This is a genomic window from Streptomyces sp. NPDC046859 (assembly GCF_040645135.1).
Classification (GTDB): Bacteria; Actinomycetota; Actinomycetes; order Streptomycetales; family Streptomycetaceae; genus Streptomyces.
Genome location: NZ_JBEYXR010000003.1, coordinates 23,419 through 43,367 on the forward strand (window position 1 = coordinate 23,419; position 19,949 = coordinate 43,367).

Below are 19,949 nucleotides of genomic sequence, written 5' to 3' on the forward strand. Positions count from 1 at the left end.
CCCCCGGTGAGCGCCCAGGGCCTTTCGTTCGGATCAGCCCGGCTGTGGCCGACGGGACATGGTGACGTGCCAGACCCCGCGACGCCGGGATGATCCAAACGAAAGGCCCTAGGCTCATAGGGCGCCCCCCCTTGGCGCGCGCCCCTCCCCCACCCCGAGGACACCGTGGCAGGACGATTCCCCCAGCGGCCCACGCGTACGACCGTGCGCGGCGGGCAGGCCGCCGTGCCCGCGGGCGTGCCGCGTCAGGCTCCGGCGCCCGCGCGTGTGCGGACGTGGACGCCGGACGGGCCGCTCGATCTCGGGCTGCTCCTGGGGCCGCTGCGGCGCGGGCCGGGCGACCCGACGTTCCGTGCGACACCGGACGGTTCCGTGTGGCGGGCCTCGCTGACTCCCGCCGGGCCCGGCACGCTGCGGGTCACCGCGCGGGGGGCCGAGGCGCGGGGCGAGGCGTGGGGGCCGGGCGCCGAGTGGCTGCTGGAGCAGCTGCCGGACATGCTCGGCGCGGCCGACGACCCGTCCGTCTTCGTGCCCCGGCACCGGGTGGTCGCCCAGGCCCGGCACCGGCGGCCCGGCCTGCGGCTGACCCGCACCGGTCTGGTGATGGAGTCGCTGATCCCGTCGATCCTGGAGCAGAAGGTCACGACCGACGAGGCGTACCGGGCGTGGCGGCTGCTGGTGCGCGCGTACGGCGAACCGGCGCCGCGGCCCGCGCCCGAGCGGATGTTCGTCATGCCCCACCCGCGGACCTGGGCGCTGATCCCGTCCTGGGAGTGGCACCGGGCCGGCGTGGACAACAAGCGGGCGTCCACGATCCTGCGGGCCGTGCGGGTCGCCGCCCGGATGGAGGAGGCGGTCCGGATGCCCCCGGCCGAGGCGCAGGCCCGGCTGGAGCTGGTGTCGGGGATCGGGCCGTGGACGTCGGCCGAGGTCGTGCAGCGCAGTCATGGCGCGGCGGACGCGGTGACCGTGGGGGACGTGCATCTGCCGGGGATCGTGGGGTTCGCGCTGGCCGGGGACCGGGACGCGGACGACGCCGTGATGCTGGAGTTGCTGGAGCCGTACGCGGGGCAGCGGCACCGGGCGGCCCGGCTGATCCTGCTCAGCGGGCGGGTGCCGGCGCGGCGGGTGCCGAAGATGCCGCGGGTGGACATCGGGCGCTGGTGACGGTGGGCCGCCGAGCCGGCCCACCGCCCCCGAACGGCCCGCCCTACATGTCCGGTGAGAAGCGCACCGCGCCCGCCGGGATACGGGCGTCGCACCAGATCCGAGCGCCCTCGCGCAGTTCGTTGTCGGCGCCGACCACCGCGCCGTCCCCGATGACCGTGCCGGTGAGGACCGAGCGCTCGCCCACCCGGGCGCGGGTGCCGATGAGCGAGTCGGTGATGACCGCGCCGGGCTCTATGACGGCGCCGGGCAGGATCGTGCTGCCGAAGACGCGGGCGCCCTCGGCGACGAACGCGCCCTCGCCGACCACCGTGCCACCGGTGAGCTTGGCGTCGGCGGCCACCATGGCCGTGGGCAGGACCAGCCGGTCGCCGCAGCGGCCCGGCACCGCCGGTGACGGGGCCCGGCCGAGGACGAGGTCCGCGGAGCCGCGGACGAAGGCGGCGGGCGTGCCCAGGTCGAGCCAGTAGGTGGAGTCGACCATGCCCTGCAGGTGGACGCCGGCCGACAGCAGCTCGGGGAAGGTCTCGCGCTCCACCGAGACGGGGCGTCCGGCCGGGATGGTGTCGATGACCGAGCGGCGGAACACGTAGGCGCCCGCGTTGATCTGGTCGGCGACGATCTCCTCGGGGGTCTGCGGCTTCTCCAGGAACGCCGTGACCCGGCCGGTGTCGTCGGTGGGGACCAGGCCGTACGCCCGGGGGTCGGTGACCTTCGTCAGGTGCAGGGAGACGTCCGCGCCCGTGGTCGCGTGCGTACGGACGAGGGCGGCGATGTCCAGGCCGGTCAGGATGTCGCCGTTGAAGATCAGGACCGGGTCGTCGGGCGCGGAGTGCAGCCGCGAGGCGACGTTGCGGATCGCGCCGCCGGTGCCGAGGGGCTCCTCCTCCGTCACGTACTCCAGATGCAGTCCGAGCGACGAGCCGTCACCGAAGTACGGCTCGAAGACCTCGGCCAGATAGGACGTCGCCAGCACGATGTGGTCGACGCCCGCCGCTCTCGCTCTCGCCAGCTGGTGCGTGAGGAACGGGACCCCGGCCGCCGGGACCATGGGCTTCGGCGTGTGCACGGTGAGCGGGCGCAGCCGAGTGCCCTTGCCGCCGACCAGGAGGATCGCTTCTGTCACCTGTCGTCTCTGCTTCCTGCCGGGACCGGCCCGAACGGTGTTTCGGCCGGCCAGTGTATGCAGACCGTTGTGCGGTGCCCTCGACGGCAGTGCGGTGCCAGGTGTCCCGCCCCTCGTCCCCCGACGGCGGTGAATGCGACCCCATGGCCCCCCATGAGTCCCCCTTCGACCGGACGACGTCCAGGGCCCCTGTCAGACCTCTACCGGCCGTGACGGGTTCCCCGGACGTCCTTCCCCGTTGACTCCTCCCGCGGTCAGCGGCCCTGGTAACGGGCGGCCGTGGAACGGGCCGAGCCGAGCTTGCGGTAGAGCTGGAGCCCCGGGCACTCCGTGGAGAAGCCGTCCCGGTGACCGGAGATCACATTCAGTCGTACGTTCTCTCCCTTTCGGTAGAGATTGCCACCGCCGGACGTCAGGTATGTCTTTCCGCGCGGATTGGCGCCGTAGAGGCCGAGCTTCCAGGCGGTGAGGCGGGCGACGGCCTTCACCGCGGCCTTGGACGGCTTGGTGGAGCCATAGGTGCCGAGGACGGCGATCCCCATGCTGTTCGTGTTGAAACCACGGGTGTGGGCGCCCAGGACCGCCTTCGCCACACCCCCGGCCCGGCCCTCGTAGATCCGCCCGCACTTGTCGATGAGGAAGTTGTAGCCGATGTCGCGCCAGCCCATGCTCACCACGTGGTAGCGGTAGATACCGCGGATGACCGAAGGCGCCTGCGCGCAGGTGTACTTGCTGCCCGTGGCCGTGTGGTGGACGAAGGCCGCCTTCACCTTCTTCGTGTAGACGAACCTGCTCTCCCGCCAGCGTTCGTTCGCCCCCCAGCCGCGCCGGGTGACGATGCCCGGCCGCGGCCCGATGTACGGCTTCGCCTTCTGGGCCGCCGTCAACTCGCTGCCGCGCAGGGTCAGCAGTTCCCGCTCGGTCTCGGCCCGGCCGAGGGCGGGGATCTCGACGGCGCCCGCGGCGGCGAGTTCGGCGTTGGCGGTGGCGGCGGCGACGGTCTCGGCGGTCTCCGGCTGCAGGGCGCCGGGGCGTGCCGCGCCGAGCGTGTCGTCCTGGGGGGCTGCCTCGCCGGGATCGACGAGTTCCAGGCGCAGGCCGGTGGGCAGGGGTGTCGCGGCGGAGGACGCGGGGGCGGCCGATGTGCCGTTGCCGGTGGCCGGGGTCTTCTCGGGTTCGGGTTCGGCGCCTTCCGGGGTCACCCGCAGTTCGACGCCGTTCGACTCACCGACCCAGAGGGGGGCCGTCGAGCCGCGCAGCCGTCCGGGGGCGCCCTCCGCGGTGTCCGGGTCGGCGGCGTGGTCGGCGTTGTGGGTCTCGACGTCCTGCCAGCCGGACCAGACGCCGGTGGCCGCGTCCCGGGTGCGGATCTGGACGCGGCCGTGGAGTTCGGCGGCCGGGTCGTCCCAGACGACACCGACCAGGGAGAACGGACGTACGGTCCGGCGGGACAGCCCCTGTTCGGCGGGGTCGTCCGTGGCAGGGTCACGGGTGAGGGGCAGGGACTGGGTGCTGCCGGCGGCGCCCGGGCCGGCGCTCTCCCGGCGCGCCGACGGGCCGGCCGTCAGGGCCGCGCTCGTGGCCGCTTCCGCGCCGGGCGCCGGTCTTCCGGTCGCGGCGACGGCGGGTGGGGTGAGCGGGAGAGCGAGAGCGGCCGCGCACGTGACACCGATCGAGGAAGCAAGGAATCCACGCATACCCCCGATGTTGAACATAGTCATACAAACCTGTCCATCGAGGACTTGAGGGGGGGGCGGTGGGTGTTCGGCCGAACCGGTGGCGGGGCACTGGTGCCGCCGGGGGGTGCGGGTCCGGGCGCCCGCGTACCCTTTCCCGGGTGAACGCCACCGATCGCACCCCTGCCGACCTGCTGCGTTCCGCGCTCGCCGCGGACCCCGGACGCCCCCTGGTGACCTTCTACGACGACGGCACCGGGGAGCGCGTCGAATTGTCCGTGGCCACCTTCGCCAATTGGGTGGCCAAGACCGCGAACCTGCTCCAGGGCGACCTGAACGCCGGTCCGGGCGACCGGGTCACCCTGCTGCTGCCCGCGCACTGGCAGACGGCCGTGTGGCTGCTTGCCTGCTCGTCGGTGGGCGCCGTCGCGGACGTGGGCGGGGACCCGGCCGCGGCGGACGTGGTGGTGAGCGGCCCGGACACGCTGGAGGCCGCGCGGGCCTGCCGCGGCGAGCGGGTGGCGCTGGCGCTGCGACCGCTCGGCGGCCGTTTCCCGCAGCCCCCGGAGGGCTTCACCGACTACGCGGTGGAGGTGCCGGGCCAGGGCGACCGCTTCGCGCCGTTCGCGCCGGTCGACCCCGACGAGCCGGCGCTGATCGTGGCCGGGCGGGAGTTCAGCGCCGCCGAGGTGGTGGAGCGGGCCCGGGCCGAGGCACCGGGGCTCGGGTTGACCGGACCGGGCTCGCGCATCCTGTCCACGCTGCCGTACGACACCTGGGAGGGCCTCGGCGCCGGGCTGTTCGGGGCGCTGGCGACGGGCGGCTCGGTCGTGCTGTGCCGCAACGCCGGGTCGCTGGACGAGGAGGCCCTCGCCAAGCGGATCGAGGCGGAACGGGTGACCGCGACCGCCCGCTGAGGCGGTCCCCGCGCCCGCACCACCCCCTTCCCGTCACCCGTCCGGCGCAGCACCATCCGCCCCCCGGACGGCATCGGCGCCATGGTCGTAGGAGCAGCCCACACCGCACGCGCCATGTCATGAGGGGTGGACCCAGCCGTGATCGAGACCGCACGCTCACGCCGGGGGGCGTCGGCCAGGAGGGCATGGGTGCGGCGGGGGACCGTCGGGGCCGGACTGCTGCTCCTCGCCGCCGCCGGGACCGGCTGGCTGGTGTACGCCAAGCTCGACGGGAACATCACCCCGGACGAGGCCGCCGCCGCCGAACTCGCCCGGTACGAGAAGGAACGCCCGAGCGCGGCCGTGCGGGGGGCGCAGAACGTCCTCGTGATCGGCTCGGACTCGCGGGCCGGTGACGGCAACCGGCGCTACGGGCGCGACGCGGGCACCGAGCGGTCCGACACCACGATCCTGCTGCACCTGTCCGCCGACCACCGCCGCGCGACCGCCGTGTCGATACCCCGCGACCTGATGGTCGACCTCCCCGGCTGCCGGCGTAAGGACGGCGGGCGCAGCCGGCCCGTGTTCGCGATGTTCAATCAGGCCTTCCAGGTGGGCGGGTCGGCCTGCACGATCCGCACCGTGGAGCGGATGACCAACATCCGGGTGGACCACCACGTGGTCGTCGACTTCCACGGCTTCAAGGAGATGGTGGACGCCGTCGACGGGGTGGAGATCTGCCTGGCGAAGCCCATCCACGACAAGGCGGCCAGGCTCCGCCTCCCGGCCGGGAAGGTGACGCTCGACGGCGAGCAGGCCCTCGGCTACGTCCGCGCCCGCAAGTCCCTCGGCAACGGCAGCGACACCGGCCGCATGGAGCGCCAGCAGCGCTTCCTCGCCGCACTGGTGCACAAGGTGCGGAGCAACGACGTGCTGCTGAACCCGGTGCGGCTCTACCCGGTGCTGGATGCCGCGACGTCCTCCCTCACCACCGACCCGGCACTGGCCAGTCTGCGCGGTCTGTACGACTTCGTTCGCAGTGTGCGTGACATCCCCACCGGACGCGTGCAATTCCTGACGGTCCCGCGTGAGTCCTACGTCTACAACGCCAATCGTGACCAGTTGGTGGAACCCGACGCGCAGCGGCTCTTCGAGCGGCTGCGCCTCGACCGGCCGGTGGTGGTCGCGGATTCCCGCGGGAAATCCCCGAGCGCCAGGGGCGAATCGGGGTACGAGGGCTCCGAGGAGAGCGACGCGAAATCCGGCGTGGAGCGTCCGGACGAACCCGCCGGACCCGCTTCGCCGGCCCCCACGTTCCGCGGCAGCACGGCCGCCGAGAGCGGCTGCGAGTAAAGCGCTTCTCAAGTCCCGGAGACCTGTCCAGTGGATTGGGCGGAATTGCCCAGTTGTAGGGACGTGGAATTTGTCACCGTTCTCGCTCGACGCTGAACTGGGCGGATAGTGTGAGCGATCTGGTGCACCCTGCCGTACTTAGGCTTGCGCACTGTTCGACCGAGAGACCCGAGCGCCTTGGAGGGGGTAGGCGCCGCGTGGCCCCGACGGAGGATTCAGACAACCGTGGACGCGCAAGGCCGTGGGCGGGCGGATGACATCGATCCCGCAGACCAGTGGGTGCTCAATCCGAACACCGGCGAATACGAACTGCGACTGAGCCCTTCCGGTCCGCAGTCATCGGTTCCCGGTCCGCGCAGGCCTGCTCCCCGTGCGGGCGGGCCCGCGGGACCCGGTGGCGCCGGGCGCCCGGGGGGTGCCGTCCGTGACCGCGCCGCCGCCCCCGAGCGCCGTCCCGCACCGGGCCGTGAGGTCCCCGCCCAGCGCAGGCGCAGGGGGGCGCCCGAGGAGCCGCCGGGGCGCCGTTCGCGCCGCCCGGTCAAGAAGAACAGCAAGGCCAAGAAGGCCGTGCTGTGGACCGGCGGCGTCATGGCGTTCGTGGTGGTCGCCGCCGCGACCGGGGCCTACCTCTATCTCGAGCACCTCAACGACAACATCCAGTCCGTCTCCGACGACGGCGCGAGCACCGGTGGCTTCAGCAAGGACAAGGCCATCAACATCCTGCTCATCGGCACGGACAAGCGCACCGGTGCGGGCAACGACAAGTACGGCGACTCCGGCAGCGCCGGCCACGCCGACACCACGATCCTGCTGCACGTCTCCAAGGACCGCTCGAACGCGACCGCGCTGAGCATCCCGCGCGACCTGATCGTCGACATCCCCGACTGCCCCACGGAGCAGGAGGACGGCAGCCAGAAGGTCATCCGGGGCGAGACCGGCGCCCGCTTCAACAAGAGCCTCGGCCAGTCGGGCCGTACGCCCAGCTGCACCATGCGCACGGTGACGGAGCTGACCGGGATCAAGCCGGACAACTTCATGGTCGCCGACTTCAACGCGGTGAAGACGCTGACGTCGGCCGTCGGCGGCGTCGAGGTGTGCCTGGGCAAGGACATCGACGACCCGGACTCCCACCTCGACCTGCCGAAGGGCAAGCACGTCATCGAGGGCGAGCAGGCGCTCGCCTTCGTCCGTACCCGGCACTCGGTCGGCCTGGGCGGCGACCTGAGCCGGATCGGGCTCCAGCAGCAGTTCCTGAGCGCGCTGATGCGCAAGCTGAAGTCGAACGACACGCTCAAGAGCCCCACGAAGATGTTCCAGCTGGCCGAGGCGGGCACCAAGGCGCTCACCGTCGACTCCCAGCTGGACAGCATCGACAAGCTGAAGGACCTCGGTCTGGAGCTGGGCAAGCTCAACGTCAAGAACCTGACCTTCACCACGGTCCCGGTGATCGACAACCCGGCCGAGAACGTCAAGGTGACCGTCGTCCTCAACCCGACGAAGGCGCCGGAGGTCTTCCAGGCGATCCAGAACGACGTCTCCTTCACCGACATCAAGCAGCAGAAGAAGGAAGAGGCCTCCGCGGTGGCGGCCCGGCTCAAGGGCTCCAAGGCCGACGCCTCGGAGGTGCGGGTGCGGATCCTCAACGGCGGGGCCCCGGGGGGCAGCGCGCAGGAGACCCTGTCCTGGCTGCAGACCGAGGAGAACGTGACCAAGTCGGAGAACGCGGGCAACGCGCCCGCGGCGCTGGCGAAGACGACGCTGGAGTACGCGCCGGACCAGGCGGACCAGGCACGCCGGCTCGCCGCCATCATGGGGCTGTCCGGGTCGGCGATGAAGCCCGGCAAGAGCGTCACCAACGCGCAGGGCCTGCCCACGATGACGCTGACGCTGGGCAAGGACTTCAAGGGGGCGGGGGTGCCCCTGACGGCTCCGACCAAGGCACCGGACGTGGAGAAGTCCACCGCCGACAAGGTGGAGTGCGCGAAGTGACCACGGTTTCCGGCCGGGAACGCAACTGTGCCGGGCTCTCGTTGGTCTGACACAGGACGTGGTCGTGCCGGGCGGCGTCGCCCGGCACGCCGTACGGCCGTGCCGGACGTGGATTTTGCCGACACATGGCGAACCCGGATCGGACCCCCGGTGGTCTGACAGATCGCGGACCGGTGTCGGACAGGTTGGCTTGATACGGAGTTCACTCCGCCGCGGACAGGGAGGTCCGGCGCGGAGCTCCGGTGTGCGGGCCAAGGGCGGGGAAGGGCAGAGAGTTGGCGCAGAGCGGTGTGCGGGGGGAGGTCCCCGCTGTGGACGACACGATGTCGCTCACCCGGCAGCCCGGTCAGGACACGCCGGCCGGCCAGGGAGGCGGGAGAGGCGAGGACGGCCAGGGGCCCGGCAACGGGCGCCGCAAGCGGCGTGCGCTGCGCTGGTCGGCGACGATCCTGGCGGTCGTCATACTCGGGACCTCCGGTGCCGGGTACCTGTACTACCGCCATCTCAACGGCAACATCGAGAAGGGCGAGCGCAGCAGCGGCGACTCCAAGGCGAAGAAGGCCGAGCCCAACGCCGCCGGCCAGACACCGATGAACATCCTGCTGATCGGCTCCGACAGCCGCAGCTCCGACGCGAACGTCGCGCTGGGCGGCAGCCGGGACAACCGGGACAACCCGCCGCTCGGCGACGTGCAGATGCTCATCCACCTGTCCGCGGACCGCGAGAGCGCCGCGGTGGTGAGCATCCCGCGGGACACCCGGGTCGACATCCCCAAATGCGCCGACCCCGAGACGGGCGACACCTACCCGGCCACCAACGACATCATCAACACGTCCCTGGCCCGCGGCGGGGCCGGCTGCACCCTGGCCACCTGGCAGAACCTCACCGGGGTCTACATCGACCACTGGATGACGATCGACTTCGCCGGCGTGGTGAGCATGGCGGACGCCATCGGCGGCGTCGAGGTCTGTGTGAGGCAGAACGTGTGGGACCGTCCGCTGCCGGGGGTGCCCGGCGGCTCCGGCCTGAAGATGAAGGCCGGCCGGAAGGACGTCGAGGGCAAGCAGGCGCTGCAGTGGCTGCGCACCCGGCACGCCTGGGGCAGCGACCCGCTGCGGGCGCGCGCCCAGCACATGTACCTGAACTCGATGATCCGGACGCTGAAGAATCAGAACGTCTTCACGGACACCGGGCGGCTGATGGCCCTGGCCGAGGCGGCGACGAAGTCGCTGACGGTGTCCGAGGAGATCGGCACCGTGAAGAAGCTGTACGACCTCGGTATGCAGCTCAAGTCGGTGCCCACGGACCGGATCACGATGACGACCATGCCGAACGTCCAGGACCCGCAGAACGCCAACCACCTCGTACCGGCGGCGAGCGCCGGCAAGATGTGGCAGATGCTCCGCGAGGACGTGCCGTTCGACAAGAACGGCAAGAGCAAGGACAAGGGCAGGGACGGCGACGCGGAGAAGGCGGCCACCGCGGACCCCACGTCCGCTCCGGACGGGATCGGCGTCTCGGTGGTGAACGGGACCAGGACGGCCACCCTCGCGCCCGTCTCCGGGCGGGCGCACACGATCGCGCAGGAGCTGGTGGACAAGGGCTTCACCCAGGCGCTGCAGGACTCCTCTCCGGCGGTCTCCGCGGAGCACACGGTGGTGCGGTACCCGAGCGAGGACCTCAAGGGCGACGCGCAGCAGGTCGCCAAGGCGCTGGGCATTCCGGAGAGTTCGGTGCGCCGGTCCACCGACGTCTCGGGGGTCACGGTCGTCGTGGGCTCCGACTGGCGGACCGGCACGGCGTATCCGAAGCAGTCCAAGCCGTCGGCGGGCAACCTGCCGAGCGACTCCGACGCCATCAACGGTTCGGACGAGGACCAGTGCATGGATGTGTACGCGCCCTACCGCTGGTAGTCACCGGACGCCGCACCCACCTGCGGGATCGCCCTCGACGCGAGGGCGATCCCGTTTTTTTATGGCCAATCGCCAGCGATCTTCAGTCATCGGCGAACACGAACGATCACTCCGTGACCCGGGCATGCCAGGCTCTTGAAGCCGTCCACGCGGGCCTCACGAAGGCGTCCGTGGGCTGTCCGATCCGTCGCGCAAGTGAGAGGTCTGCAACTGATGCACAAGAGCGTGAAGTTCAGAGCCACCCGCTGGATCACCACCGGGGCCATGGTCCTCGGCCTGGGCGTCGGGGTTCCCCTGGCGACCGCTCCCGCGGCGCAGGCCGCGGCCACCGCCGGCTGCAGCGGAACCCTGATCGACCAGATCAAGCACTACGACTACACGGTCAGTTCGCACCCGCTCGTCGCCACGACCTACCTGTACTGGGACGGCACCTACAACTGCGCGCGGTCCGTCAAGGCGGGCTCCTACTACGGCGTCAGCTCCCGGATGAACCTCGACCTGTGGACCAAGGCCGGCGGTCACGACAACGACAACGGCTACTTCAGCTACGAGGCCGGTCCGGTCAAGGTGAACGGCAAGAACACCTGTATCACCTTCGAGCTCGACATGTGGCGCCCCAACGGCGGCGCCAACTTCCTGCAGGACCACGTCCCGCCGTCCGGCTACTTCCACTGCGGCTGACGCCAGGAGAACGCGCGAGGGTTGCCGCGGTGCCGCGGCAACCCTCGCGCGCTCTGCGGGCGTTGTGTCAGGAAGCCGCTTCGACGCCGCGCACCGCCGGACGGCGCGAGGCGATGACCTTCCGCGCCAGCGAACGCGGACTGGTCAGGAAGCCGTAGCCCCAGGACATGTGCATGGTGGCCAGGGCCACCGGGATCTGGAGGCGGGCCTTCAACGGCAGCCCCTTGCCGGCCGGGACCGAGCCGGCGGTGATGGCCGCGAGGTAGCCACCGGGCACGACCAGCGCCCACGGCGTCACCGCGACGCCGAGCAGCAGACCCGCCGCGATCGCGCACACCGCCGCCGGCGGCGCCAGATAGCGCAGGTTGATGGAGCCGGCGTGGTAGCGGGCGACGACGTGCCGCCAGCGGCCGTAGTCCTTGTACTGCTTGGCGAGGGCCTTCACGCTCGGCCGCGGGCGGTACGACACCTTCAGCTCCGGCGAGAACCAGATCAGGCCGCCCGCCTCCCGGATACGGAAGTTCAGCTCCCAGTCCTGGGCGCGGATGAACTCCTCGTTGTAGCCGCCCTGCTGCTCCAGCGCCTCACGGCGGAACACCCCCAGGTACACGGTCTCCGCGGCCTGCGCCTCACCGCCCGTGTGGAAGGCGGCGTTGCCGACACCGATCTTCGACGTCATCGCGGCCGCGACCGCCTGCTCCCAGGCGTTCTCGCCCTCGGCGTGCATGATGCCGCCGACGTTCTGCGCGCCGGTCTCCGCCAGGAGCCGCACCGCGGTCGCGATGTAGTTCGGCGAGAGCATGCCGTGCCCGTCGACACGGACGACGATCGGGTGGCGGGACGCCTTGATCGCCGCGTTGAGGGCGGCGGGCGTACGGCCGGTGGGGTTCGGGACGGTGTGAACGCGCGGGTCTTCGGCCACGAGCTCGGCGGCGATCTCGTCCGTGCGGTCCGTGGACGGACCGAGGGCGATCACGACCTCCATCTCGCCGGCGTACTCCTGCGCGAGGATCGCATGGACGGCTCCGCGCAGATGCCGCTCCTCGTTGAGGACGGGCATGATGACGGACACGGCGGGGAGCTGCACGTCGGGATTGGCGTTCATAGGGGGCTCACGTTACCGCGAACGGGGGACACGGGTGCGCCCCGCCGTGTCCGGTGCACCGGGCCGCAGATCGTATGGGCCTACGGTGCTCACGGATCCCACGTACGGCCCCCAGGGGCACGCCCCAGCGGAGGTATCCCTACATGCCCACGCCGTCCCGTCGCTCCTCCGGCTCCCCGCAGCGCAGCCCGCAGCCGTCCCGCGGCGGGGCACGGACGGTCGCGCCCGTACGGCGGCGCAGGAGGCCGCGCTGGGCCATGCGGGCGGTGACCACGCTCTCCGTCGTCGTCCTGGCCTCCGCCGGGATCGGGCACGCGGTGGTGACCAGCCTGGACGCGAAGATCGCGCGCGTGGACCCGTTCCGCGACATGAAGAACCGGCCGCAGGGCGGCCACGGCATGAACGTCCTGCTGGTCGGCACCGACGGCCGCGACCGCATCACCCCGCAGGAGCGGCGCAGGTACCGGCTGGGCGGCGCGCCCTGCCACTGCACCGACACGATCATGCTCGTGCACATCTCGGAGGACCGGGAACGGGCGAGCGTGGTGAGCCTGCCCCGCGACTCCTACGCCGAGGTGCCCGCCGCCGACGGACGGCCCGCCCACCCCATCAAGATCAACGCGGCGTACGCGGAGGGCGGCCCCCGGCTCACCGTCCGCACGGTCGAGCACATGACCCACGTCAAGATCGACCACTATCTGGAGGTCGACTTCACCAGCTTCATGAAGACGGTCGACGTGCTCGGCGGCGTGCCGATCTGCACCTCCGCCCCGCTGAAGGACTCCTACACCGGTCTCGACCTGCCCGCCGGCGACCACAAGCTGAGGGGCGGCGAGGCCCTGCAGTTCGTCCGCGCCCGGCACATCGACGGCGACGCCGACCTGGGGCGGGTCCAGCGCCAGCAGCGCTTCATGGCGGCCCTGATCGAACGGGCGACCTCGTCCGGCATCCTGCTGAACCCCATCCGGTTCCGGGACGTGACCCGGGCCGTGCTCGGCTCGGTCCGGGCCGACAAGGGCTTCGGCACGGGCGAGCTGCTGGACCTGGGGCGGGCGATGCGGAACTTCTCCCCGTCGTCGTCGGAGTTCGCCACCGTGCCGATCGGGCAGCTCGGCTACCTGGTGAAGGGCATCGGCTCCACCGTGAAATGGGACACCGCGCGCGCCGAGCGGCTGTTCCGCGCCCTGCGCGAGGACCGCCCGCTGGCCCCGTACCGCACGAAGCGCAAGGCCGTCAGTGTCGAGGTCGCCCCGCAGGAGATCAGCGTCCAGGTGGAGAACGGCACCCACCGCACCGGCCTCGGCAAGCGCGCCGACGCGGCCCTGGCGGCCGTCGGGTTCCGTACGACGGAGCAGCCGGTGGACGCGGCCGACCGCTCGGTGAAGCGGACGGTCGTCGCCCACGACCCCGGCTGGGACCGCTCGGCGAAGTCGCTCGCCGCCGCCCTGCCCGGCAGCGAGCTGCGCGTGGTCAAGGGGCTGGGCTCCACCCTGAAGGTGATCGTGGGGACGGACTTCGGCACGGTCCGCAAGGTGCGCGCCGAGGACCCCACCCGGGACACGGTGGTGCTGCGGGGCGACGAGGCCGGCTGCGCCTGACGGGCCTCAGTCGTCGAAGCCCTCCGCCGCCCGCTTCGCGCGCAGCTCCATGATGGCGCGGCGGCGGGCCAGACGGTGGGTGCGGCGGATCTGCGCCTCCTGGTTGCGGCGCCGGTCACGGTCGGTCTCCGGTATGACCGGCGGGACCCGGCGCGGCTTGCCGTCGGCGTCCACCGCGGCGAAGACCAGATAGGCGCTGCCGACCTGGGTGGGCGGCGTCGACTCGTTCCAGCGCTCGGCCAGGACCCGTACGCCGACCTCCATCGAGGTCCGGCCGGTCCAGTTGACCTGGGCCTTCACATGGACGAGGTCGCCCACGCGGACCGGCTCGAGGAAGACCATCTCGTCCATCGAGGCCGTGACGGCGGGACCGCCGCTGTGCCGGCCGGCCACCGCTCCCGCCGCGTCGTCCACCAGTTTCATGATCACACCGCCGTGCACGGTGCCCAGGAGGTTGGTGTCGCTGTGGGTCATGATGTGGCTGAGCGTGGTGCGGGACGCGGAGATCGGCTTGCCCGGGATCTCCGCGCTGTCCGCTTCCGCAGTGGTGGCCTGGTCTGTCATGCCCTCCACCTTATGCCGAGACGCGAATCGCGGACTTTGTGTTGGGTTCGCAACAGCCGTGCCTCTATTTTCCTCCGAACCTTGTGGGGGACCCGGTCGTGCCCTGCACACTTGGGCGCATGAATGACTGGCCCCAGGGATGGGATGGCGACGACCGCGGCACCGGTTACGGACGCGGCAGCGCGAGCGCGCGGCCGGAGAGCGCCCGTGTGATGCGGCAGGTCCGCCGCGGTCAGGGTGCGCCGCCCGGGCAGGGCTACGGCGGTGTGCCCCGGCAGCCGTCGTACGTCAACGGCCAGGGCCACGGTGGACACGGCGGTGGCGGCTACGACGACGGGTACGACAGCGGCTTCAACACCGGTCAGGTGTACGGCGGCGGAGGCGGCGGCCACGGCGGCGCCGGGACCCGCGGCTCCCGGCCCGCGCCGAACTGGCGGCGCCGGATCAAGGTGACCGCGATCACCCTGGTCACGCTGCTGGTCGTGACGAGCGTCGCCACCTACTTCTGGGCCGACTCCAAGCTCAACCGCGAGGTCGACCTGTCCAAGGTCATCGACCGGCCGGAGGCGGGCGAGGGCACCAACTACCTGATCGTCGGCTCCGACAGCCGTGCCGGCATGACCGACGAGCAGAAGAAGAACCTGCACACCGGGTCCGCCGAGGGCAAGCGCACGGACTCGATGATGATCCTGCACACCGGAAGCGGCAGCCCCACGCTGATCTCGCTGCCCCGCGACTCGAACATCACGATCCCGTCGTACAAGGGCTCGGATTCCGGGAAGCTCTACCAGGGCACCGGACGCCAGACCAAGCTGAACGCGGCCTATGCGGAGGACGGCCCCGAGCTGCTGGTGCGCACCGTCGAGGCCAACACCGGGCTGCACATCGACCACTACGTCGAGATCGGCTTCGCCGGCTTCGCGAACATCGTGGACTCGGTCGGCGGCGTCGAGATCGACATCCCGCGGGACATCAAGGACAAGAAGTCCGGCGCCGACTTCAAGAAGGGCAAGCAGACCCTGAACGGCGAGGAGGCCCTGGCCTTCGTCCGCACCCGGTACGCGCTGCCCGGCTCCGACCTGGACCGCACCAAGAACCAGCAGAAGTTCCTGTCGGCCCTGGCGAACCAGGTGGCGACCCCGGGCACCGTCCTGAACCCCTTCAAGCTCTACCCGACGATGGGCGCGGGCCTGGACTCGCTGATCGTCGACGAGGACATGGGCCTGTGGGACCTGGCCTCCATGTTCTGGGCGATGAAGGGCGTCAGCGGCGGCGACGGCACGTCGATGAACATGCCGCTCTCGGGCAACGCCGCCAACGGCAACCTCCAGTGGGACACCGCGAAGGTGAAGAAGCTGGTGGAGGAGCTGAAGAACGACGAGACGGTGACCGTCTCGGGCAAGTAGCCCACCCGCACCCGTGCGAGGGCACCCCGGCCGGGGTGCCCTCGCACATCTGCCGGGGGGTGCTACATCGTGGCGCCGGCCATCGAGCGGCAGGTCGCGGCGCAGCGGCGACACGCCTCGGCGCAGCGCATCATCTGCGGATCGTTTGGCATGGACATGCACGCCTCCGCGCACATCTCGCACGCCTTGGCGCACATCGCGCACATGTCCGCCGACATGGGCGAGCGGCGCATCATCATGTCGGCGCACATGCGGGTCGTCTCGGCGCAGTCCATCAGCGCCCGCATGATCTGCATCTGGCCCTGGCCGTCCATCTGCATGCAGGAGCTCATGGTCTCCTCACAGATGCTGTGGCACGTCATGCAGGCGTCGACGCAGTCCTGCATCTCCTTGGTCATCGCGGACATGGTTCCGGGCTGGGTCATGACTCCTCCTGGGGACGCGGGAGCCCGGAGCGGGCCCCGTGCCCTTCCGTCCTACGCCCGCCCGGAGTGGGGCGCCATCGGACGGACGCCGTCAATTCCCTGCAGAACGCCCATACGGTGCACACTCCCTCACTCCACCGTCCTCACCGCCACGGGTCCGAACGAGTGAAGGGCGCCCGGAAGCACCCGGACGCCCTTGCTCGTCAAGTCCCGTCGGGTCACGGCAGGTTGCGCGCCATCACGATCCGCTGGACCTGGTTCGTGCCCTCGTAGATCTGGGTGATCTTGGCGTCGCGCATCATGCGCTCCACCGGGTAGTCGCGGGTGTAGCCGTAGCCGCCGAGGAGTTGGACGGCGTCGGTGGTGACCTCCATGGCGACGTCGGAGGCGAAGCACTTGGCCGCGGCGCCGAGGTAGGTGAGGTCGGCGTCGCCGCGCTCGGAGGCGGCGGCGGCCTGGTAGGTCAGGGCGCGGGCGGCCGAGATCTTCATGGCCATGTCGGCGAGCATGAACTGGATGCCCTGGAAGTCGGCGATGGCCTTGCCGAACTGCTTGCGCTCCTGGACGTAGCCCTTGGCGTAGTCGAGGGCGCCCTGGGCGATGCCGAGGGCCTGGGCGGCGATGGTGATGCGGGTGTGGTCCAGCGTCTTCATCGCGGTGGCGAAGCCGGTGCCCTCCTCGCCGATCATGCGGTCGGCGGGGACGCGGACGTTGTCGAGGTAGACCTCGCGGGTCGGGGAGCCCTTGATGCCGAGCTTCTTCTCGGGGGCGCCGAAGGAGACGCCCTCGTCGGACTTCTCGACGACGAAGGCGCTGATGCCCTTGGAGCGCTTGGTCGGGTCGGTGACCGCCATGACGGTGTAGAACTCGGAGACACCGGCGTTGGTGATCCAGCGCTTGACGCCGTTGAGTATCCAGTGGTCGCCGTCGCGGACGGCCTTGGTCTTCATGCCGGCCGCGTCGGAGCCCGCGTCGGGCTCGGAGAGGCAGTAGGAGAACATGCCGTCGCCCTTGGCGAGCGGGGTCATGTACTTCTTCTTCAGCTCCTCGGAGCCGGAGAGGATGACCGGCAGGGAACCGAGCTTGTTCACGGCGGGGATGAGGGAGGAGGACGCGCAGACGCGGGCCACCTCCTCGATCACGATGACCGTGGCGAGGGCGTCGGCGCCCGCGCCGCCGTACTCCTCGGGGACGTGCACGGCGTGCAGGTCGTTGCCCACGAGGGCGTCGTGTGCCTCCTGCGGGAAGCGCGCCTCCTCGTCCACCGCCGTGGCGTGCGGCGCGATCTTCGCCTCGGCCAGCGAGCGGATCGCGTCGCGGAGCATGTCGTGCTCCTCGGTCGGGCGGTACAGGTCGAAGTCAGCCGATCCGGCCAAGGTCTCTCACGCTCCAGGGACGCTCGTGTGGCAAGGGTGATGCCGACGCTAATTACCGTTAAGTAACTCAAATTTTAGAGGCCGCCCCACGGGACTGATACGTGAGGTTGGCGACAGCGGGGAAACTGCCCGCCGGGCCCGTTGACTATGCTCAAGCGCGCATCGCCCGTCCTCACTCCTGGAGTCCTCCCATGGCCCTCAAGATCACCGTGATCGGCACCGGCTATCTCGGCGCCACACACGCCGCGGCCATGGCCGAGCTCGGGTTCGAGGTGCTGGGCCTGGACGTGGTGCCGGAGAAGGTCGAGATGCTGGGGCGCGGCGAGGTGCCGATGTTCGAGCCGGGCCTGGAGGACCTGCTGCGCAAGCACGTCGCGGGGATCGAGGGTTCGACGGGGCGGCTGCGGTTCACGATGGACTGGGCGGAGGTCGCCGAGTTCGGCGATGTGCACTTCGTCTGCGTGAACACGCCCCAGAAGCACGGTGAGTACGCCTGCGACATGTCGTACGTCGACGCGGCGGTCGAGTCGCTCGCCAAGCATCTGAGCAGGCCGTGCCTGGTCGTGGGCAAGTCGACGGTGCCGGTGGGCAGCGCGGACCGGCTGGCGGCGCGGCTGCAGGAGCTGGCGCCCGGCGGGGGCGAGGTGGAGCTGGCCTGGAACCCGGAGTTCCTGCGGGAGGGCTTCGCCGTGCAGGACACCCTGCACCCGGACCGGGTCGTGGTGGGGGTGCGCAGCGAGCGGGCGGAGAAGCTGCTGCGCGAGGTGTACGCGACGCCGATCGCGGACGGCTCCCCCTTCGTGGTCACGGACTTCCCGACGGCGGAGCTGGTGAAGACCTCGGCGAACTCCTTCCTCGCCACGAAGATCTCCTTCATCAACGCGATGGCGGAGGTGTGCGAGGCGGCCGGCGGCGATGTCGCGAAGCTGGCGGAGGCCATCGGGCACGACGACCGGATCGGCCGGAAGTTCCTGCGGGCGGGCATCGGGTTCGGGGGCGGCTGTCTGCCGAAGGACATCCGGGCGTTCATGGCCCGCGCGGGCGAACTGGGCGCGGACCAGGCGCTGACGTTCCTGCGCGAGATCGACTCGATCAACATGCGGCAGCGCGGTCAGATGGTGGAGCTGGCGCGTCAGGCGCTGGGCGGTGGGCCGTTCCTGGGCAAGCGGGTGGCCGTGCTGGGTGCCACGTTCAAGCCGGACTCGGACGACGTGCGGGACTCGCCGGCGCTGAACGTCGCCGGGCAGATCCATCTGCAGGGCGGCCAGGTGACGGTGTACGACCCGAAGGGCATGGCGAACGCCCGGCGGCTGTTCCCGACGCTCGGGTACGCGGACAGCGCGACCGAGGCGGTGCGGGGTGCGGACGTGGTGCTGCATCTGACGGAGTGGCGGGAGTTCCGTGAGCTGGACCCGCGGGAGCTGGGCGAGGTGGCGGCGGTGCGTCTGATCCTGGACGGCCGCAACGCCCTGGACCCGGAGTTGTGGCGGGATGCGGGCTGGACGTACCGGGCGATGGGCCGGCCCACGGCCTAGCCACCTTTCCAGCGCTGTACGCAGGACGCCGTTTCGGCCGAGGCTCAGTCGGCCGAAACGGCGTCCTTCGCATTCTGCCGCACACCACCGCGCATTGCCGAATGAATCTTCAACAACCTTTCCAAAAGGTGCGTCCGGTGGCTCATCTCGCCCGGTACCGGCGCATCTTGGCGCGTGCTCCGCACACCTGCATCGAGCACCAGCGGCCGCGGCCGGCCGGACTGCGGTCGTAGTACGCCCAGTGGCAGTCGGCCGCCTCGCACGCCTTGAGGCGCATCCAGGTGCCGTCGACGAGGCCTTGCGCGACGGCGGCGGCGACCCGGGAGAGCAGGGGGGCGGTGCCGGCGGGGGTGAGAGCCGCCGAGCCGTCGGCGGGCTCGACGGCCACGACGAGGGGGGCGGCGGCGAGCAGGTCGCCGAGCGGGGTGACCGTGCGGTGCGGCGGGTGGCCGGCGTGGGCCAGGAGGGTCACGCGCAGGGACTCCCGCAGCTCGCGCGCGGCGGGCAGGTCCGGCTCGCCCAGCCCGAAGCGCGCCCTGCCCTCGGCCGTGTCGAGCGCGTCGGCGCCGGACTCCAGGTCCACCGTGTTCACCAGGGCCTGGACCAGTTCCAGGGCACCGGGCGCGGGCGATCTGTCACTCATGGCTGCCGCTGTCTCCGCTTCTCGTCCATCCCCTTGCGACGTTACCTCCTGTACGGGAGCATGAGGTAACGCCGTTACCGGTTGACCTGGTCTGCCGGTAACCCCGAGGCTTCGAGGAGGAAGTCATGGCCATCGCCGAAGTGGGCTCCGTCGTCCTGGACTGTCCCGACCCGCGCGCGCTCGCGGAGTTCTACGCCAGGGTGCTGGACGGCACGATCGTGGACGAGGGCGACTGGGTGGACGTGAAGGTGCCCGGTGGGCCGACGCTGGCCTTCCAGGCCGCGCCCGGCTACGTGCCGCCGCGGTGGCCCTCGCCGGAGCACTCGCAGCAGTTCCATCTGGACCTGACCGTCGAGGACTTGGACACGGCCGAGAAGGCGGTGCTGGAGCTGGGCGCGCGGCCGCTGGAGACCGACGACCGCGAGCGGACCTTCCGGGTTTACGCGGACCCGGCGGGGCACCCGTTCTGCCTCTGTGCCGGCTAGACGAGGAGGAC

General features: G+C 71.2%; 18 protein-coding genes. 10 read left to right on the top strand and 8 right to left on the bottom strand.

Translation table 11 applies throughout. The annotated features are described in order from the left end of the window. Window positions 1-165 precede the first annotated feature (165 nt). Entirely contained in the window at window positions 166-1,167 is a 1,002-nt protein-coding gene (locus tag ABZ899_RS04560) for a DNA-3-methyladenine glycosylase 2 family protein (RefSeq protein WP_361340626.1), read from the top strand. Window positions 1,168-1,210: 43 nt separating this feature from the next. Here the strand turns inward: ABZ899_RS04560 and ABZ899_RS04565 are convergent, their stop codons facing one another. After that, window positions 1,211-2,293: an NDP-sugar synthase gene (locus ABZ899_RS04565; protein WP_361340629.1), complete on the bottom strand. Its 1,083-nt coding sequence runs from the start codon at window positions 2,291-2,293 to the stop codon at window positions 1,211-1,213. Window positions 2,294-2,547: 254 nt separating this feature from the next. Continuing rightward, window positions 2,548-3,990, bottom strand: coding sequence for a peptidoglycan recognition protein (locus ABZ899_RS04570; protein ID WP_361340632.1), 1,443 nt, complete (start codon window positions 3,988-3,990; stop codon window positions 2,548-2,550). 140 nt (window positions 3,991-4,130) lie between these two features. Between ABZ899_RS04570 and ABZ899_RS04575 the strand changes: the two genes are divergently transcribed. The 5 genes from ABZ899_RS04575 (at window position 4,131) to ABZ899_RS04595 (ending at window position 10,801) form a co-directional block, all read left to right on the top strand. Next, entirely contained in the window at window positions 4,131-4,886 is a 756-nt protein-coding gene (locus tag ABZ899_RS04575; protein ID WP_361340635.1) for a TIGR03089 family protein, read from the top strand. 189 nt (window positions 4,887-5,075) lie between these two features. Then, the gene (locus ABZ899_RS04580) at window positions 5,076-6,218 is read left to right on the top strand and encodes an LCP family protein (protein ID WP_361340638.1); all 1,143 of its coding nucleotides are present in this window, start codon (window positions 5,076-5,078) and stop codon (window positions 6,216-6,218) included. A gap of 225 nt (window positions 6,219-6,443) precedes the next feature. Next, window positions 6,444-8,207, top strand: a complete 1,764-nt coding sequence (locus tag ABZ899_RS04585) for an LCP family protein (RefSeq protein ID WP_361340640.1) — start codon at window positions 6,444-6,446, stop codon at window positions 8,205-8,207. A gap of 323 nt (window positions 8,208-8,530) precedes the next feature. Then, window positions 8,531-10,120, top strand: coding sequence for an LCP family protein (locus ABZ899_RS04590; RefSeq protein WP_361341531.1), 1,590 nt, complete (start codon window positions 8,531-8,533; stop codon window positions 10,118-10,120). 213 nt (window positions 10,121-10,333) lie between these two features. Continuing rightward, complete coding sequence (locus tag ABZ899_RS04595) at window positions 10,334-10,801, top strand: hypothetical protein (protein ID WP_361340643.1); 468 nt, start codon at window positions 10,334-10,336, stop codon at window positions 10,799-10,801. 67 nt (window positions 10,802-10,868) lie between these two features. Here ABZ899_RS04595 and ABZ899_RS04600 read toward each other — a convergent pair whose 3' ends face one another. After that, window positions 10,869-11,906 carry a glycosyltransferase family 2 protein gene (locus ABZ899_RS04600; RefSeq protein ID WP_361340646.1) on the bottom strand — a complete coding sequence of 346 codons (1,038 nt, stop codon included), beginning with the start codon at window positions 11,904-11,906 and terminating at the stop codon, window positions 10,869-10,871. A 139-nt stretch (window positions 11,907-12,045) separates the two neighbouring features. Continuing rightward, window positions 12,046-12,180: a hypothetical protein gene (locus ABZ899_RS04605; protein ID WP_361341591.1), complete on the bottom strand. Its 135-nt coding sequence runs from the start codon at window positions 12,178-12,180 to the stop codon at window positions 12,046-12,048. Between ABZ899_RS04605 and ABZ899_RS04610 the strand changes: the two genes are divergently transcribed. Continuing rightward, window positions 12,164-13,504, top strand: coding sequence for an LCP family protein (locus ABZ899_RS04610; RefSeq protein WP_361341534.1), 1,341 nt, complete (start codon window positions 12,164-12,166; stop codon window positions 13,502-13,504). The two genes, ABZ899_RS04605 and ABZ899_RS04610, sit on opposite strands and share 17 nt — an antisense overlap. 6 nt (window positions 13,505-13,510) lie before the next feature. Here the strand turns inward: ABZ899_RS04610 and ABZ899_RS04615 are convergent, their stop codons facing one another. Further along, window positions 13,511-14,068, bottom strand: a complete 558-nt coding sequence (locus tag ABZ899_RS04615) for an acyl-CoA thioesterase (protein ID WP_361340648.1) — start codon at window positions 14,066-14,068, stop codon at window positions 13,511-13,513. Between the two features lie 119 nt (window positions 14,069-14,187). Here ABZ899_RS04615 and ABZ899_RS04620 point away from each other — a divergent pair, with 119 nt between their 5' ends. Continuing rightward, the gene (locus tag ABZ899_RS04620; RefSeq protein ID WP_361340651.1) at window positions 14,188-15,474 is read left to right on the top strand and encodes an LCP family protein; all 1,287 of its coding nucleotides are present in this window, start codon (window positions 14,188-14,190) and stop codon (window positions 15,472-15,474) included. A 62-nt stretch (window positions 15,475-15,536) separates the two neighbouring features. Here ABZ899_RS04620 and ABZ899_RS04625 read toward each other — a convergent pair whose 3' ends face one another. Next, window positions 15,537-15,899: a four-helix bundle copper-binding protein gene (locus ABZ899_RS04625; RefSeq protein WP_361340653.1), complete on the bottom strand. Its 363-nt coding sequence runs from the start codon at window positions 15,897-15,899 to the stop codon at window positions 15,537-15,539. A 218-nt stretch (window positions 15,900-16,117) separates the two neighbouring features. Continuing rightward, window positions 16,118-17,275: an acyl-CoA dehydrogenase gene (locus tag ABZ899_RS04630; protein WP_361340656.1), complete on the bottom strand. Its 1,158-nt coding sequence runs from the start codon at window positions 17,273-17,275 to the stop codon at window positions 16,118-16,120. A gap of 191 nt (window positions 17,276-17,466) precedes the next feature. On the opposite strand from ABZ899_RS04630, the gene ABZ899_RS04635 reads away from it, so the two are divergent. Further along, window positions 17,467-18,810 carry a UDP-glucose/GDP-mannose dehydrogenase family protein gene (locus ABZ899_RS04635; RefSeq protein WP_361340658.1) on the top strand — a complete coding sequence of 448 codons (1,344 nt, stop codon included), beginning with the start codon at window positions 17,467-17,469 and terminating at the stop codon, window positions 18,808-18,810. 142 nt (window positions 18,811-18,952) lie between these two features. On the opposite strand, the gene ABZ899_RS04640 is transcribed toward ABZ899_RS04635, so the two are convergent. Beyond that, on the bottom strand, window positions 18,953-19,453 hold the full coding sequence (locus ABZ899_RS04640; protein WP_361340660.1) for a CGNR zinc finger domain-containing protein: 501 nt from the start codon (window positions 19,451-19,453) through the stop codon (window positions 18,953-18,955). A 125-nt stretch (window positions 19,454-19,578) separates the two neighbouring features. Here ABZ899_RS04640 and ABZ899_RS04645 point away from each other — a divergent pair, with 125 nt between their 5' ends. Continuing rightward, the gene (locus ABZ899_RS04645; RefSeq protein WP_361340663.1) at window positions 19,579-19,938 is read left to right on the top strand and encodes a VOC family protein; all 360 of its coding nucleotides are present in this window, start codon (window positions 19,579-19,581) and stop codon (window positions 19,936-19,938) included. The last annotated feature ends 11 nt before the right edge of the window (window positions 19,939-19,949 follow it).

What these genes read in the sequence shown, in the direction of transcription:
- ABZ899_RS04570 (WP_361340632.1), bottom strand. Translation starts at nt 3,990, where the DNA reads ATGCGTGGATTCCTTGCTTCCTCGATCGGTGTCACGTGCGCGGCCGCT.
- ABZ899_RS04625 (WP_361340653.1), bottom strand. Translation starts at nt 15,899, where the DNA reads ATGACCCAGCCCGGAACCATGTCCGCGATGACCAAGGAGATGCAGGAC.
- ABZ899_RS04610 (WP_361341534.1), top strand. Translation starts at nt 12,164, where the DNA reads ATGCGGGCGGTGACCACGCTCTCCGTCGTCGTCCTGGCCTCCGCCGGG.
- ABZ899_RS04635 (WP_361340658.1), top strand. Translation starts at nt 17,467, where the DNA reads ATGGCCCTCAAGATCACCGTGATCGGCACCGGCTATCTCGGCGCCACA.
- ABZ899_RS04620 (WP_361340651.1), top strand. Translation starts at nt 14,188, where the DNA reads ATGAATGACTGGCCCCAGGGATGGGATGGCGACGACCGCGGCACCGGT.
- ABZ899_RS04640 (WP_361340660.1), bottom strand. Translation starts at nt 19,453, where the DNA reads ATGAGTGACAGATCGCCCGCGCCCGGTGCCCTGGAACTGGTCCAGGCC.
- ABZ899_RS04615 (WP_361340648.1), bottom strand. Translation starts at nt 14,068, where the DNA reads ATGACAGACCAGGCCACCACTGCGGAAGCGGACAGCGCGGAGATCCCG.
- ABZ899_RS04590 (WP_361341531.1), top strand. Translation starts at nt 8,531, where the DNA reads ATGTCGCTCACCCGGCAGCCCGGTCAGGACACGCCGGCCGGCCAGGGA.
- ABZ899_RS04600 (WP_361340646.1), bottom strand. Translation starts at nt 11,906, where the DNA reads ATGAACGCCAATCCCGACGTGCAGCTCCCCGCCGTGTCCGTCATCATG.
- ABZ899_RS04595 (WP_361340643.1), top strand. Translation starts at nt 10,334, where the DNA reads ATGCACAAGAGCGTGAAGTTCAGAGCCACCCGCTGGATCACCACCGGG.
- ABZ899_RS04645 (WP_361340663.1), top strand. Translation starts at nt 19,579, where the DNA reads ATGGCCATCGCCGAAGTGGGCTCCGTCGTCCTGGACTGTCCCGACCCG.